Source organism: Campylobacter concisus, assembly GCF_015679985.1.
In the GTDB taxonomy this organism is placed as follows: Bacteria; Campylobacterota; Campylobacteria; order Campylobacterales; family Campylobacteraceae; genus Campylobacter_A; species Campylobacter_A concisus_AC.
The window spans coordinates 1,253,158-1,269,430 of sequence record NZ_CP049239.1 but is presented as its reverse complement, the minus strand read 5'-3'; the positions used below and the strand labels follow the sequence as shown (position 1 = coordinate 1,269,430).

General features: G+C 37.9%; 14 protein-coding genes. 11 read left to right on the top strand and 3 right to left on the bottom strand.

Going from position 1 to position 16,273, the window contains the following annotated elements:
* Nucleotides 1-13: 13 nt before the first annotated feature.
* The 3 genes from G5B98_RS06475 to G5B98_RS06465 all read right to left on the bottom strand — a co-directional run bounded on the left by G5B98_RS06475 (nucleotide 14) and on the right by G5B98_RS06465 (nucleotide 2,329).
* Nucleotides 14-712 (bottom strand): fumarate reductase cytochrome b subunit, encoded by a 699-nt coding sequence (locus G5B98_RS06475; protein ID WP_021091688.1) that lies wholly within the window; start codon nucleotides 710-712, stop codon nucleotides 14-16.
* A 119-nt stretch (nucleotides 713-831) separates the two neighbouring features.
* A complete protein-coding gene (gene lgt / locus G5B98_RS06470) occupies nucleotides 832-1,647 on the bottom strand; it encodes a prolipoprotein diacylglyceryl transferase (protein ID WP_196086399.1) in 816 nt (271 codons plus the stop codon).
* A 40-nt stretch (nucleotides 1,648-1,687) separates the two neighbouring features.
* A complete protein-coding gene (locus tag G5B98_RS06465) occupies nucleotides 1,688-2,329 on the bottom strand; it encodes an IMPACT family protein (protein ID WP_196086398.1) in 642 nt (213 codons plus the stop codon).
* A gap of 126 nt (nucleotides 2,330-2,455) precedes the next feature.
* On the opposite strand from G5B98_RS06465, the gene galU reads away from it, so the two are divergent.
* From galU to G5B98_RS06410, 11 genes are all read left to right on the top strand, one after another.
* The gene (galU, locus tag G5B98_RS06460; RefSeq protein ID WP_196086397.1) at nucleotides 2,456-3,277 is read left to right on the top strand and encodes a UTP--glucose-1-phosphate uridylyltransferase GalU; all 822 of its coding nucleotides are present in this window, start codon (nucleotides 2,456-2,458) and stop codon (nucleotides 3,275-3,277) included.
* Nucleotides 3,274-4,494: a glucose-6-phosphate isomerase gene (locus tag G5B98_RS06455; protein WP_196086396.1), complete on the top strand. Its 1,221-nt coding sequence runs from the start codon at nucleotides 3,274-3,276 to the stop codon at nucleotides 4,492-4,494. The genes galU and G5B98_RS06455 overlap by 4 nt, the downstream gene beginning before the upstream one ends.
* A 3-nt stretch (nucleotides 4,495-4,497) precedes the next feature.
* Nucleotides 4,498-5,043 carry a DUF1287 domain-containing protein gene (locus G5B98_RS06450; protein WP_196086395.1) on the top strand — a complete coding sequence of 182 codons (546 nt, stop codon included), beginning with the start codon at nucleotides 4,498-4,500 and terminating at the stop codon, nucleotides 5,041-5,043.
* A gap of 63 nt (nucleotides 5,044-5,106) precedes the next feature.
* Nucleotides 5,107-6,696, top strand: coding sequence for an ABC-F family ATP-binding cassette domain-containing protein (locus G5B98_RS06445; protein ID WP_196086394.1), 1,590 nt, complete (start codon nucleotides 5,107-5,109; stop codon nucleotides 6,694-6,696).
* Nucleotides 6,697-7,356: 660 nt separating this feature from the next.
* The gene (locus G5B98_RS06440) at nucleotides 7,357-8,757 is read left to right on the top strand and encodes an aspartate ammonia-lyase (RefSeq protein WP_196086393.1); all 1,401 of its coding nucleotides are present in this window, start codon (nucleotides 7,357-7,359) and stop codon (nucleotides 8,755-8,757) included.
* A gap of 91 nt (nucleotides 8,758-8,848) precedes the next feature.
* A complete protein-coding gene (locus G5B98_RS06435) occupies nucleotides 8,849-10,336 on the top strand; it encodes an anaerobic C4-dicarboxylate transporter (protein WP_054196953.1) in 1,488 nt (495 codons plus the stop codon).
* 293 nt (nucleotides 10,337-10,629) lie between these two features.
* Nucleotides 10,630-12,903, top strand: a complete 2,274-nt coding sequence (gene phsA, locus G5B98_RS06430; protein ID WP_196086392.1) for a thiosulfate reductase PhsA — start codon at nucleotides 10,630-10,632, stop codon at nucleotides 12,901-12,903.
* Between the two features lie 9 nt (nucleotides 12,904-12,912).
* The gene (locus G5B98_RS06425; protein WP_196086391.1) at nucleotides 12,913-13,476 is read left to right on the top strand and encodes a 4Fe-4S dicluster domain-containing protein; all 564 of its coding nucleotides are present in this window, start codon (nucleotides 12,913-12,915) and stop codon (nucleotides 13,474-13,476) included.
* Nucleotides 13,469-14,404, top strand: a complete 936-nt coding sequence (gene nrfD / locus G5B98_RS06420) for an NrfD/PsrC family molybdoenzyme membrane anchor subunit (RefSeq protein WP_196086390.1) — start codon at nucleotides 13,469-13,471, stop codon at nucleotides 14,402-14,404. The genes G5B98_RS06425 and nrfD overlap by 8 nt, the downstream gene beginning before the upstream one ends.
* A gap of 90 nt (nucleotides 14,405-14,494) precedes the next feature.
* Nucleotides 14,495-15,163 (top strand): response regulator transcription factor, encoded by a 669-nt coding sequence (locus tag G5B98_RS06415; protein WP_054196949.1) that lies wholly within the window; start codon nucleotides 14,495-14,497, stop codon nucleotides 15,161-15,163.
* Entirely contained in the window at nucleotides 15,147-16,253 is a 1,107-nt protein-coding gene (locus G5B98_RS06410) for a sensor histidine kinase (protein WP_196086389.1), read from the top strand. Before G5B98_RS06415 ends, G5B98_RS06410 begins: the two co-directional genes overlap by 17 nt.
* The last annotated feature ends 20 nt before the right edge of the window (nucleotides 16,254-16,273 follow it).

Here is a 16,273-nt window from a genome sequence, read left to right as displayed (position 1 = left end):
TTCTAGCTCCTTTTTAATGGCTGATCCACACGAAATCGGCGATTAGCGCAATTATAGCAAGTATGCCATAAACGGCAAATACAATTGTTTTTGCCTTATTTCTTTTGGCAAACATTTCGTGCTTATTTGCACCATCAATGCTTATCCATTTGACATACAAGCGGTACATACCGATACTAGCGTGAACGACCATAAAAACAAGTAGTGCGAAGTAGAAAATTTCTAGTTGATGAAATGCAGCCGCTGATTTGTCGGCAGTGATGTGTCCGCCAAAGACTATATCCACTAGATGTGCGCTGGCTGCGAAAAATAGAGCAAAACCGGTTAAAAACTGAAACCACCAAAGCGTAGTATCAAGGTGCTTCATGCGGTCTTTGTGGCCTCTAAACATTAGATATTGTCTGTAGTTTGCTGGAAATTTTCTCATAGCTAAAAATGCATGAGCGATAAAAATGGCAAATATTACCGCGGCAATAACGTTAGTAATCCACCAAGTAGCCTCGCCGAATAAAAATTTAGCTTCCGCAAACCCTACGACAGCGTTAAATGCGTCTTTACCAAGTAGTATAGTAGAAGTAAAAACCATATGGCACAATATAAAACAGGCCAAAATAAACCCTGTAATACTTTGCCATCTATCCCAAGCGGCTGGAGTGCGACTTTTTTTGTCGTCCGACCGTTTTCCCAAAAAACCTTCTATAAGCCCGGTCATGAGCCCTCCTAAGAAATTTGAAATAAATTATCATTTCTTAATACTAATTTAAATATTAGTATTAATTGATAAAGCTAATGCTAGCAGATTTTTACTTTAATATTTTTTAAACACTTATATTAGAGCTTTGAAAATTTTTTATAAAGCATGGCATAAATAAAAATTCCAAAACCACACATGATAAGTGATAAAATTTGACCCATTGAAAGATTAAAAATAATAAATCCAAGCCCTGAGTCTGGCTCTCTAAAAAATTCACAAATAAATCTTGCAAAAGTGTATAAAATAGCATAAAGCGCGATCAGCTCGCCATTAAATTTCTTAAATTTTCTATATAAAAATAAAATAATAAAAATAACTAAACCTTCTAAGAATGCCTCATAAAGTTGGCTAGGATGCCTTGGTTGGCCAAAAACATTTATCGCCCAAGGCACATCTGTAACTCGTCCAAAAAGCTCTTGATTTAAGAAATTTCCGACCCTGCCAAATGTGTAGCCAAAAGGTATACAAATGGCACAAAGATCAAGTAGCTGCCATAAATTTTGTTTATACCTTTTGCAAAATAGATATGTCGCAAGCAGAAAGCCAACTACTGCTCCGTGGTAGCTCATGCCACGAATTCCTATAAACTCGCCGTTATGAAATGGATTAAAAATTTGCCAAGGTTGCGCCAAGTAGTAGCTTACTTCGCCTGAATATACTAAAACCCAGCCAAGCCTAGCGCCTAAAATAACGCCTATTTCAACCCAGAAAAAGTAATTATCCAAGAGCTGATTTGAGATTGGGATTTTATCTTTTTTAACGAGATATTTTGCCATGGCAAGCGCCAAAACAAGGGCTAAAATATACATAAGCCCATACCAGTGCACGCTAAAACCAAAGATACTAAAGGCGACTGGGTTAAAGTGGTTATAAATGTCGTTCCAAATTTCCATTTTTACTTTCTTTTTAAAATTTTTGCGATTTTACAATGATTTAGCTTTGATGAGCGAATAAGCTCTTGCCACTAAGTGCAAGGGCTAAAAATTTAAACTCGCTTGCTTCAAATTCTTTGCAAAATTTAAATAGCTCGGCAAACTCAGCCTCGTTTAAATTTATACTCCAGATCGCTCCAAGGTCATTAAATTCTCTTTCAAACTCGCTTAAATTTTTAGTGGCAAAATAGTGCTCAAAGCGGCTCATCAGCGAAAATGGCGTAAAAAATTTAACCTCATCTTTTATCTCAAATTTCATCACGCCACCATCTTTTATGGCCTCATTTATTACTTCATTTACAGCCCCAGAGTAGGCTCTTACAAGTCCTCCAGTGCCAAGCTTTATCCCGCCAAAATACCTGACTATCAAGACACCAACATTTATAAGATCAGCGCCTCTTAGCGCGTTTAGGCTTGGCTGGCCGCTAGTGCCCTTTGGCTCGCCGTCATCGCTTTGGTTTTCAACTATTTGTCCGTATTTGTTTAGCTCCCTTGTCGCCCAAACTACATGAACGGCCTTAAAATGCTCCTCTTTTAGGCGTTCATGCAAGCTTTTAAATTCGCTTATCGGGCACAAAAATGCTAAAAAATTTGACTTTTTTATATCAAGCTGGGCTTTAAAAATCCTATCAATCGTCTGCAAATTTGCTCTTTTTTAAAAATTTTAAAAATCTTATCAATTTGCTAATTAAAGCCTTGTAAATTCAGAGAAATTTATATTATTAAGGAAAAGATAGTAGAATTTTGCAATTTTTCATGAAGGACTAAAATGATACAAACTTGCCTATTTCCAGCGGCTGGATACGGAACGAGGTTTTTACCAGCTACAAAATCGCTCCCAAAAGAGATGTTGCCAATACTTACAAAACCGCTCATTCACTACGGCGTTGATGAGGCGCTTGAGGCTGGCATGGATAATATGGCATTTGTCACAGGACGCGGAAAAAGGGCGCTTGAGGACTATTTTGACATTAGCTACGAGCTAGAAAAAGAGATCGCAGGTAGCTCAAAAGAGTCACTGCTAAGCGAAGTTAGAAATTTAATGAACTCATGCACATTTTCATTTACTAGGCAAAATGCTATGAAAGGGCTTGGACATGCTATTTATACAGGTAAAACGCTAGTTCGTGACGAGGCATTTGGGGTCATTTTGGCAGATGATCTATGCATAAATGAAAATGGTGAGGGTGTGCTTTCACAAATGGTTAAAATTTATGAGAAGTATCGCTGCAGCGTCGTTGCAGTGATGGAAGTGCCAAAAGAGCAGACCAAGTCTTATGGCGTCGTAAGCGGTAGGTTTATAGAAGATGATCTCATAATGGTTGATGATATGGTTGAAAAGCCCGATCCTGCCGAGGCTCCGACAAATTTAGCGATAATCGGGCGCTACATCCTAACGCCAGATATTTTTAACATTTTAGAGCGAACAAAACCAGGTAAAAACGGTGAAATTCAGATCACAGACGCGCTAAAAACGCAGGCAAAAGATGGCATGGTGCTAGCTTATAAATTTAGGGGTAAGAGGTTTGACTGTGGCAACATTGATGGGTTCGTTGAGGCTACAAATTTCTTTTACGAGCGCAGTAAATGATAGAGACTTCATTTAAATTTAACTTTGCAAGTAGCGAAGTCATTGACTCCTACGCCAAACGCATAAATGACGAGTACGAAAGCGGCGAGATAGGCTACTACCACCTGCCAGTGCTTGGGCAAAATTTATTAGGCGAGATCGAGGAGTATGAAAAGGGGCTAGCTCATATCAAAAATGTCGTGCTAGTTGGTATCGGTGGCAGCAGTCTTGGCGTAAAGGCGCTAAAATCGATGCTTGATGGCACAAAGGGGATAAAAAGAGAGCTTTTGTTTTTAGATAATGTCGATCCTTGCAGCTACAAAAGCACGCTTGATGGGCTAAATTTTGATGAGACACTTTTTGTAATAAGCTCAAAATCAGGCAACACGATCGAGACGATCACCATTTTTAAGTGCTTGCTTGATGACTTTAAGCCTCAAAATTTAGGCAAAAATTTCCTAATCATAACTGGTCCTGGGACAAATTTAGAAAATTTTGCCAAAGAAAATGGGATCAAGTTTTTTAACATCCCAAAAAATGTGGGCGGGAGATTTAGTGTGCTAAGTGCGATCGGCCTTGTGCCTCTTGGTATCTGTGGCTACGATATAAAGGCACTACTGGAGGGCGCGCTTGCTTGCAAGAAGCAATACATCGAGCAAAAAGATAGTTCAATAGTCGCTAAAGCCTACCACTACGCCACTAGCAGAAATGCCAGCATAAATGTTATTTTTAGCTACTGCGATAGATTTTTTGAATTTAACGACTGGTACGTGCAGCTTTGGGCGGAGAGCCTTGGTAAAAAAAGAGGCTATAAAAGGGTCGGTCTTACGCCAGTTGGACTTGTTGGTAGCCGCGATCAACACAGCTTTTTGCAGCTTATCATGGACGGCGTAAAAGATAAGAGCGTGACATTTATAAAGATAAAAGATCACGCAAGCGACAAGGCTATCCCAAATTTGAGTCTAAAAGGGCTTGAAGAGTGCGATTTTGTGGCGGGTCTAAGCCTAAATGAGCTTATAAATTTGCAATGCGACGCGACAGCTATGGCGCTAGTGCAAGAGGGCATAAGTGTCGATACTATCACGCTTGAGAGGCTTGATGAGTTTCATGCTGGCTGGCTCATTTTTTATTACGAGCTACTAACCTCGGCCACTGGTATCATGCTAGGCATCAACACCTACGATCAGCCAGGCGTTGAGATAGGAAAACGTATCCTAAAAACTATGCTTTTAAAGTAGAAAATGAAGAAATTTCTGCTTTTGGCTCTTTTTGCCACGCAAGTTTTTGCCTTTTCGGCGAGCAAATTTGTAAATGACGCTAGGTCGCAGATCGGCGTGACGCTAAGTTACGATCCAAGCTACGAAAGACTTGCCTATCCTATGGGTGATGTGGATATCAAAAAGGGCGTTTGCGCCGACGTTGTGGTAAGGGCACTACGTCATCAAGAGATGGATCTGCAAAGGCTCATTTTTGAAGATATGAGTAGAAATTTCGCGAGCTATCCTAAAAAATGGGGACTTAAAAAGGCTGATAAAAACATCGATCACAGGCGTGTTTTAAACATTGCCGCCTATCTAAAAAGGAAAGGTTTTGAGGTGAGCGATGATAAATTTCTGCCAGGCGATATCGTCACATGGATGCTACCAAAAAATTTACCTCACATTGGCGTGATCTCAGATAAATTTGAAGGCCAAACACCGCTTGTAATCCACAATATCGGCTCTGGCGTACAAGAAGAAAATATACTTTATAGCTACAAAATCACAGGTCATTTTAGGCTAAAGTAGCAAAAATGGCTTTTTAATCAAATTTTAGGCAAAATCGCAAAAAAATAAATTCAAGGAAAAATAATGTTAGAAGTTAGGGGACTTACTCAAAGATTTGCAAGCAGTTTGCTATTTGAGGATGTAAATTTAAAGCTAAATTGCCACAACAGATACGGACTAATCGGTGCAAATGGCGCTGGTAAATCGACATTTTTAAAAATTTTAAGCGGAGCTATCGAGCCAACTAGCGGCGAGATCATCATAGAAAATGGACTAAAGGTTGGCGTGCTTGGGCAAGATCAGTTTGCGTTTGAAAATTTCACGCTAAAAGATGCCGTGCTTTATGGCAACAAACGCCTATATGACGCTGTCAAAGAGAAAGAGAAGCTCTATATGAGCGAGGAATTTACAGATGAGATAAATGAGCGCTTAAGCGAGCTTGAGATGATAAGCGCCGAGGAGGATCCAAGCTACGAGTACGAGACTAGGATAGAAAAAATTTTAAGCTCGCTAGGGCTAAATGAATTTGATAAGCTCATGAGCGAGGTTGAAAACTCAGATAAAGTTAAGGTTTTGCTAGCGCAGGTGCTTTTTCCAAAGCCAGATATCTTGTTTTTAGACGAGCCAACAAACAACCTTGATATAGACGCGATCGCATGGCTAGAAAACGAGCTAAATCGCCACGAGGGCACACTTGTGGTTATCAGCCACGACAGGCACTTTTTAAATAGAGTTTGCACAAACATTTTGGATGTGGATTTTAAGAAAATTCGCGAGTTTTCAGGCAACTATGACGACTGGTATATGGCTGCAAATTTGATCGCAAAGCAGCATGAGATGGAGCGCGATAAGAAGTTAAAAGAGAAAGAGGAGCTGGAGAAATTTATCGCGAGATTTTCAGCAAATGCGAGCAAGGCAAAGCAGGCGACTTCACGTGCAAAACAGCTTGAAAAATTAGATATTGCTGAGATCGCAGTATCAAGTAGGCGCGATCCAAGCATTCTATTTCGTGCAAACCGCGAGATAGGCAATGAACTAATTGAGCTTAAAAACGTAAGTAAGAAATTTGATGATAAAGTGATATTTGAAAATTTTAACTTTAAGCTTGAAAAAGGCGACAAGCTAGCCATCATCGGCCATAATGGTGTTGGTAAAAGTACGCTTTGTAAGATCATAATGGGCGAGATAAAGCCTGATGCGGGCGAAGTGCATATAGGCGCGACCATTGAGCTAGGATATTTTGCCCAAGATACGGTAAATAAGATAGATGGCGAGCTAAAGCTTTATGAATACTTGCAAGATGCCAAAAACAAGGACATCGACGAGATCAGAAAGTGCCTTGGCAGGATGCTATTTAGCGGTGCTGAGCAAGAAAAGGCAGTAGGCGCGCTAAGCGGTGGCGAAAAACACCGCGTGAGACTAGCTCAGCTCATGCTTCACAGGCCAAATTTACTTGTCATGGATGAACCAAACAACCACCTTGATCTCGAGGCTATCATCGCGCTTGGCGAGGCATTTTATAACTTTAATGGCTCAGTTATCTGCGTGAGCCACGACAGGGAGCTAATAGACGCCTTTGCAAATAGAATTTTACATCTAAAAGGCAATGGCGAAGTGGCTGATTTTAAAGGTACTTACGAAGAATATAGAGTAAATTTGGGGTTTGAGAGCTAAAATTTGTTATTTCTTGCTCCTGATTGTAGTGGCAAGATTAAAATTTATATTTACTACAAAATCTTGCAAGTATTAATCTAGCTATATAAATTAAAAATAGCTTATAAAAATTATTAAAATCCAATAAAAAGACTTTATAAATAAGAAAGAAAATTAATAAGAATTTTCTAAAGTATTAGTAAGATTTGTAAAATAAAATTTATTAAATAATATTTTTATGATGCTTAGTTTAAGGGCTCTATTTAAAAATTTAATAAATTTACTTTGCAATATGGTGATATTTACTTAGTTTTTACTTTCTAAAGTAATATTAGAAATAAAATTTAACTTTATTTTTTATATTTTTAGATATAAAAAGTGTGATTTAATATTTATTTTATGTTATTTTTCTATATATTTACCTTTTAAGCTTAAAAATTTAAATAAATTTGAGCTAATTATGAGCTTTTTATATAATAAAAAAGTAATATTATTATTAAAACAACAATTTATCTAAGCTATATTGTTAAATATAGCTTAAAAGCTACTATAAATTTTTTTCCAAAAGTCGTTTTATCTAGGTTAAAAGTCAAAGCTTAAAAAAATAAAGTAGTAATTAATATTTAAAATATTAAATATCTATATAATTTCATTAATACATTTTTTATAAGGAGAATGGTTATGGCAACCAGAAAAGAACACGATTTTATAGGTGAGTTGGAAATTTCTGACGATTTTTATTATGGTATCCAAACATTTAGAGCTACCGAAAATTTTCACATGAGCGGTAGAACTTTAAAAGAGTATCCATATTTTGTAAAAGCATTTGCACAAATTAAAAAAGCAGCTGCACTTGCAAATAAAGAGGTTGGCGTTTTAGATCCTAAGATCGCTGATACACTAGCAAAGGCCGCTGATAGAGTAATAGCAGGTGAGTTTTTAGATCAATTTGTGGTTGATATGGTTCAAGGTGGTGCTGGAACAAGTACAAATATGAATGCAAATGAGGTTATTACAAATATCGCACTTGAGAGCATGGGGCATAAAAAAGGTGAGTATCAATACATCCATCCAAACGATCATACAAACCTTGGACAAAGCACAAACGACACTTACCCAAGCTCAATAAAAGTAGCAACTTATGCAAAACTTACTGATTTGCTTGCTGCGATGAATCTACTAAAAGACGAACTTGAGAAAAAAGCAAAAGATTTTAAAGATATCATTAAAATGGGTAGAACTGAGCTTGAGGACGCAGTTCCTACAACACTTGGAAATACATTTAACGCATTTGCAAGCTATATTAAGAACGATATAGAAAAGATAACAGCTGCACGCGAGTCAATGACATATCTAAATATGGGTGCAACTGCGATTGGTACAGGTATTAACTGCCACCCTGATTATAAAAATGTAGTTGTTAAAAAGTTAAAAGATATCACTGGTGTTGATTTCAAAAAAGCTGATGATTTCATCGCAGCTACTCAAGACACTGCAGATTTCGTTCACGTAAGTGGTGCGTTAAAAACTGCAGCAGTTAGACTTTCAAAAATCGCAAATGACCTTCGTTTGATGAACTCAGGTCCAAGATGTGGCCTTGGTGAGATAAATTTACCGCAAATGCAACCAGGTAGCTCAATCATGCCAGGCAAAGTAAACCCAGTTATTGCTGAGGTTGTAGGCGAAGCGTGCTATGAAGTAATCGGTAACGACGTAACTATCATGCTTTGCTCAGAAAGAGGCGAATTTGAGCTAAATGCATTTGAGCCAGGCATCGCTTATGCGCTATTTAACTCTATATTTATCCTTGAAAACGCGATGAAAACACTAGCTGAAAAAGCTGTAAGAAAACTAACAGCAAATCCTGAAGCTTGCTTAAAATCAGTTCTAGGCTCAGTTGGTATCGTAACTGCTTTTAACCCATACATCGGTTACGAAAAATCTGCAAGTATTGCTAAAGAAGCTTTGCAAACAGGTAAAGCAGTTGGCGATATCTGCCTAGAGAGAGGTTATCTAAGCAAAGAAGAGATCGATAAAATTTTAGAGCCAAAAAATATGCTAAATCCAAGCATGGTTAGGTAGAAATTTAAGCAAAGTATTATTAAAAGCGTGTCAAAATTCTGGCACGCTTAAGTAAAAATTTTAGTTATAAAATTTAATAGAGGAGTTTTCAATGGATATTTCATTGATATTACAGTTGATCGTGCTCTTTGGCGCGATATTTTTGGGTGTTAGACTAGGCGGTATGGCTATTGGTTATGCTGGTGGCATCGGCGTCGTAGTTTTAACTTTAGGACTTGGATTAAAAGCAGGCAGTATACCTTGGGATGTTATTTTAATCATTATGTCCGTTATAGCTGCTATTACAGCGATGCAAGTAGCTGGTGGCCTTGATTATTTGGTGCAAATAGCCGAAGGGATACTAAGAAAACATCCAAAATACATAAATTTCTTAGCCCCAGTTGTCACTTATCTGCTAACTGTATTTGCCGGTACTGGACACACAGCATTTTCTATGATTCCAGTTATTACTGAAGTTGCAAAGACACAAAATATTAAGCCTAGCGCGCCTCTTAGTATAGCTGTTGTTGCTAGTCAGATAGCTATTACAGCAAGCCCAGTTTCAGCAGCGGTTGTATTTATGGCTGGTGAGCATGCTTTGGGTGGACTTGGCATTAGCTATCCATTACTATTAGCTATCTGGATACCTACAACTTTTATTGGTTGTATGTTAACAGCTCTTGTTATAAATATATTTTATAATCTTGATCTAAGTAGCGATAAAGAGTATCAAAGAAGACTTAAAGAAGGGCTAATCAAAGATGTTAAAATCGAAGAGAAAAAAGAGCTTCCAAAAGGAGCTAAACTATCTGTTTTAATATTCTTAGTTGGTGTTATCTCTGTCGTTTTATATGCTACTGCTATTAGTAAAAACGTAGGCTGGATAAAACCAAGCTATGTAACAGGCTATGAAAAAATTTATGAGACCAAAAGTCCAGATAAATTTAATGAACTTGTCGCAAAAGATATAAAAGTTAAAACTGACTCAACTACTAATGTAAAATATGTAGAAGATCCAGATAAACCTACAAAGGTGTTGGTATTAACTAGAGATAACGCTATTATGAGCTTTATGCTAGTTATCGCTACTTTAATCACACTAACTTGTGGCGTTAAAGTTGATAAGTTATTTAATACAGCTACATTTAAAAGTGGTATGACTGCGTGCGTCTGCGTGCTAGGTGTAGCGTGGCTTGGAGATACTTTCGTGGTAAATCACACCGATGCGATCAAAAATTTTGCCGGCGATTTTGTTAAAGACTATCCGTTTATGCTAGCTGTTGCGCTATTTTTTGCTAGTATGCTTCTTTACTCTCAAGCTGCTACCGCAAAGGCACTTATTCCTACAGTTATAGCCGCACTTGGTTTAACTGCTGCAAATAACGGTGACGCATATATTTTAGTTGCATCATTTGCTGCAGTTTCAGCATTGTTTGTGTTGCCAACATATCCGACACTTCTTGGAGCCGTTCAAATGGATGATACTGGAACAACTAGGATAGGTAAATATATATTCAACCACTCCTTTTTTATTCCAGGCGTTTTAGCTATTGCTTTTTCTGTCGCACTTGGATTTTTGATAGCTCCGATACTTTTATAAGTATTTTAAATCAAACTTAAGCCGAGATCTCTCTCGGCTTTTTTAAATCCCTTTAAAATTTTTAATTTCTATTCAAAATCCTTAATCAAAATTTTATATTTAAAATTTTTATAAGATCGCGTTAAAAATTATATTAATTAAATTTATAATTTTTAGAATTTTACTTATTTTGATATTAGAATACTAATTTTTTAAAACTAAAAATCTAAATATAAATATTAAGTAAAATTTAATTTTATTTTCAACTTTAAATACTAGAATAACTAAAGGCAAATATCTTTAAAGGGAGAAAGATGAGCTTAAATAGACGAGAATTTTTAAAATTCGGTGCTGGAGTTAGTATGGTTGCATCATCCTTGCCGGGTGGTGCTTTGGAAAATGCTGCAAAGCAAGATGAGAAGTATGTCCGCAGCTTTTGCGAGATGTGCTCTTCAAGATGCCCTATCGAAGCAAAGGTCGTTGATAATAAAATTTGCTTCTTAAGCGGTAATCCAAAAGCTGGCGGTACGGCGACTTCGCTTTGCGCAAGAGGTGGCTCTGGTTTTAGCCAGCTTTATGACGAAAATAGAGTCAAAAAGCCTTTAATCAGGGTTGGAGAGAGAGGAGAAAATAAGTGGCGCGAGGCCAGCTGGGACGAGGCACTTGATCTAGTTGCTTCAAAAATGCTTGAGATAAAGCAAAAGTATGGCCCAGAAAGCTTTGTCTTTACCTGTAAAAGCTCGCAAACGCATAAGCTAATGGTAAATTTTGCCTCATCTTATGGTTCGCCAAACTGCTTTTCACACTTTTCATGCTGTCCGATCACATATCAGATGGTCTGCGAGCAGATGTACGGCATAGCTAAGCTAAAAAGAGACTTTGCAAATGCAAAATACGTTGTAAATTTTGGTCACAATCTCTTTGAAGGCATCGTCATAGCCGATGCTAAAAAACTTGCTAAATTTGCAGCCAAAAAAGATACAAAGCTACTTGTACTTGAGCCAAGATTTAGCGTGGTGGCTTCAAAGGCTGATGAGTGGCTACCAGTTAGACCTGGCACTGACCTAGCTTTTGTGCTAGCTATCATAAATACATGGATACAAAATGGCACTTACGATAAAGAATTTATAGAAAAATTTACAACTGGCTTTGATGAGATCATTAAAAGCGTAGAGGGCAAAACGCCTGAATGGCAAGAGGCAATCACTGGCATAAAAGCAAGTGATGTTAGACGCATCGCTGATGAAATTTATAAAGCTGCCCCAAGAGTTATTTTTGATTTTGGGCATAAGACAACCACCACGAAAGCCGAATATATGAGAACAAAAGCCATCATGGTGGCAAATGCGATGATGGGTAACTGGGAGGTCAAAGGCGGTCTTTTTGGTGGCAAAAATGCTAAAACCTTTAACAAGCTAGTTGGCGAGGATAAATTCCCAGTTCTTAAAAATCCAGATGATAAATTTAAAGTACCAAAAGTGACCAGACTAGACTTTGCTGGCGAGAATGGTAGGCATAAATTTGTAAGTAGAAAACATGGCGTTTTGATGGATATAAATGACGCTATCTTAAGCGAGAAACCATACGCCATAAAAGGCTGGTTTAACATTCGCTTTAATCACCTAATAAACGTTGCTGAGACGATGAAGAGCATAGAGGCGATGAAGAAGCTTGATTTTATCGTGGTAAGCGATGTCTATCTAAACGATATGGCGACATTTGCTGATGTCATCTTGCCTGAGAGTAGCTACCTTGAGCGCGACGAGGGCATAGAGGATAAGTCAGGTTTAAAGCCAGCTTATATGATAAGAAATAAGGTTATTGATCCAGTTGGCGACACAAAAGATGGGGCGTTTATCTTTAGAGAGCTAGCACGCCGCATGAAGATAGATGAGCTTTACACTTGGAACGACATACGTGAGTTTAGGATGCAGCAAGCTGGTGGAGATGTAAATTTACTTGCTGCGCTAGAAAAAGATGGCTTTATCACGTGGGATGAGCCGGGAATTTTGTTTAGAGAAAAAGGTATGATCGATAAATTTGTTGCTAAATATCCAGTCGCATCTAAATTTGTAGGCGAAAATGGCCTAATGGATGATATGGCTAAGCTTAAAACAAAAAGCGGCAAGATAGAGCTATTTTTGCCTGATGTCGAAGCGCAGTTTGTAGGATATGGCGCGCTAAATGACAAAGATATGGATACATTTGACGGGCATGATCTTTGTCTAACTTGTGGCAAAACACCTATTCATACCAATGGCCACACTCAGGCGGTGCCGTCGCTTCATGATCTTATGAGTGATAGCCCTATTTGGATAAATCCAAAAACAGCTAAACGTAAAAATTTACGTGATGGGGATATGGTTGTGGTGAAAAATAAATTTGGCGAGCAAAAAGGTAAGCTCATGGTAACTGAGGGTATTAGAGAAGATACGCTCTTTATCTATCACGGCTTTGGACACATCACTCCAGCTCTTAAGAGCATAGATCATGTGGGGCTAAATACAAGCGTGCTTCTTAATCCAGCCGAAGGACCAGTGGCTGCAACCATGGTTACAAATGTTGGCGTTAGCATAAGTAAAGCGTAAGGATAGAAAATGAAAAAATATATGATGATACATGATGAAAATTTATGCATCGGCTGTCAAGGCTGTTCGGTAGCTTGCAGAAGTGCAAACAACGTACCAAGAGGACTTTACCGCTTGCAGGTGCATGCGAAGATGAGTGGGACATTTCCAAATTTAAAGACTGATTTTTTACGTCAAAGCTGCGTTATGTGCGAAGATGCACCTTGTGTTGAGGTTTGTCCAACTGGCGCTAGCTTTAAAACGGCTGATGGCGTGACGCTGCTTGATCACAGAATTTGCGTTAGTTGCAAATACTGCATCCTAGCCTGTCCATACGACGCTCGCTACGTCATGCCAGATGGCGAGATAGGAAAATGCACATTTTGCTATGAGAGTAGGCTAGAAGAGGGCAAAGAGCCAGCTTGCGTTAGCGTCTGTCCTACAAATGCCCTAACTTTTGGCGATATAAATGATGAAAATTCTAAAATTTCAAAGAAATTAAAAGAGAGCAAATACTACTTGCCAAAAGCGGAGCTAAACACAAAACCTTCACTTGCGATGATCGCAAATACAAAAGGAGCACACCATGAATAACATGTCAGGAAGCCTAGCTCAATACTCTGAAATTTATTGGGGCTGGCCGATAGCCGTTTATCTATTTTTAGCAGGACTTAGTGCGGGTGCTAGCATCGTTGCTGTGCTCATTTCAAAAAAATATGGCAAAGAGAACTATTACTTTAAAGCAGCCGCTCTTATCGCTCCATTAGCGATCATTCTTGGACTTGCTCTTTTGGTGCTTGATCTTGGCAAGCCGCTTAGCTTTTACTGGATACTCTTGCTTTACAACTTCGACTCAGTCATGTCAATAGGCGTTGCACTGCTTCTAGTTTATACGCCTCTTAGCGTTATATACGCGCTTGGTGCATTTAAAAACGAGATCGCAATGCTTAAAATTTCTCTTTTTGACGTGGTTGCAAATTTTGCTAGCAAGCTTTCAAGCCTACTTGAAATTTTACTTTTTATCCTAGGCATTGGCGTTGGTGCATATACAGGCTTTTTGCTAAGTGCAGCTCACAAGATCGCACTTTGGAATACATCAGTCTTGCCGGTATTATTTTTAGTATCAGGCTTGAGCTGTGCTGGTGCATTTACGTTGCTTGTTGGCGTGCTAAAAGATAAGGCAAAAAGACAAAACGATATTGCACACTATTTATTAAAATTTGATTTTTTTGCGATTATTACCGAGTTTTTGCTCATAGTTGCTCTTTTTATGGTTGTAAAAGGTGCAAGCACAAGTGGTGCGCAGAGCGTAGCAAACGCACTTAGCGCAAATTCTCTTGGGCTGATGTTTTATATTGGCGTCATTGGTTTTGGTATGGCTTTGCCTATCATTTTAGACTTAAGCGTTTTAAAGGTGCATGATTTTAAACGCGAATTTGCCGTGATCAACGCATTATTCGTAATATGTGGTGTCTTTTTGCTAAGGTGTTACATTGTCTATGCGGGGCAAATTTTTATTTAATGCTTAAAAAATAATTTTAATTTTGAATTTACCTATTAAATATTACAATAGGGTTAAATCTTAATAAAACTTATTTTTTAGGAGAGAGATTTGAAAATTTTGCTTTTAGAAGATGATTTAGGGTTTCAAGAGAGCGTCTGTGAGTTTTTACAGACGCTTGGTTATGAAGTTACAGCAGTGAGCGATGGCCAAGAGGCGTGTGATCTGATAGAGAAAAATTTCTATCATCTTTTTATACTTGATATAAAAGTCCCTGGCGTAAATGGGCATGAGGTTATCAAGTACATAAGGAGTTTAAATCCAAACGCTCCTATCATGATAACAACATCTTTAGTTGATATAGGCGATATGGCTATTGGCTACGAGCTTGGCTGTAACGAATACCTAAAAAAGCCATTTGAGCTTGCTGAGCTTAAATTTAGAGTAGCTGAGCTTATGAGAAAATACTATGGAACTGACGATAAAAACATAGTAAAGATCAATGACGAGTTTAGCTTTAATCTAAACAAGCGTGCGCTATTTAAAAACGGCAAAATGGTCGATCTTAGTGCAAAAGAAGTCGCACTTGTTGAGTGTCTAGTTTCGCATCTAAATTCTTACGTCAGCATGGAAGAGCTAAGAGATCTTGTCTGGAATGACAAAGAAATAGAAGGCGCTGATATCAGAATGCATGTTTTAAAGATAAGAAACAAAACAACTAGTGACTTTATCACTTCAAAGAGGCGTATAGGCTACAAGATAGATGCACAAGAGCTTTAAGATCCAGATCATAGCGACATTTGTCATAATGTCGCTTTTTTGTTTTCAAAGCTTTGTGATCTTAAATTTAAGCCAAAAAAATAGCACTTCAAAAGCTCTTTTTGGTGCGATGAAGCATGAAACTATTATCAAAAATTCGTTTTTAAAAAATGAAAATATAACTCCTTCTTTAAAGTATAAATTTGCGATCTATGATGTAAATTTTAATCCAATTATTTCAAATCTCTCTAAGCAGCCAAGTAACTTTAAATTTGTAACACTTGAAGAAAATGGCTGCTTGTTTTATAAAAGTTTTTTTATAAAGGATAAGACGCCTTATTACATTGTCGTTGAAAAAGAGCTTGATAATGAAAAAAGTATATTTCTAGCGGCACTTATGCTCATTGTCATCCTTGTAGCGGTGCTTTTTATCGTATATTTTTTATATCTAAGTAGCGTTAAGCCCTATAAAGAGTTTCAAAAGTATATGAACAACTTCTTTAACGACGCCATGCACGAGCTAAAGACCCCACTTGGCGTGGCTGGTATGAACCTTGAGATGCTTGGACTTGAAAACAAGTATATAACTCGCATCAAAAACGCCCTAAAACAGATGCAAATAACCTACGAAGATGTCGAGTACTTCATAAAGCGAGGCTACATCAAATTTCCACTTGAGAGGCTAAATTTAGGCGAATACATAATAGAGCGAGTGAAATTTCTCTCAAGCGTGGCTGATGTCAAGCACATTGAGATAAAGACAAATTTAGAAGGCGATGCATTTACTATGCTAAGCAAGGTCGAAGCTCAGCGCATCATCGACAACACCATAACAAACGCCATAAAATACAGCCAAAAAGAGAGCGAGATAATAGTAAATTTAGAGCTTGAAGCAGACCGCATAAATCTTAGCGTGCAGGACTTTGGCAAGGGGATAAAGGACGTCAAAAAGATCTGGAAAAGATACGTCAGAGAGGATGAAATCCAAGGTGGCTTTGGACTTGGGCTAAATATCGTCAGTGAAATTTGCCAAAAACATGGCATTACATACGGCGTTGATAGCGTCTATGGCGAGGGCAGCACCTTTTATTATAAATTTAAACGAGCTTAAATTAAGCATAAAAGCGTAAA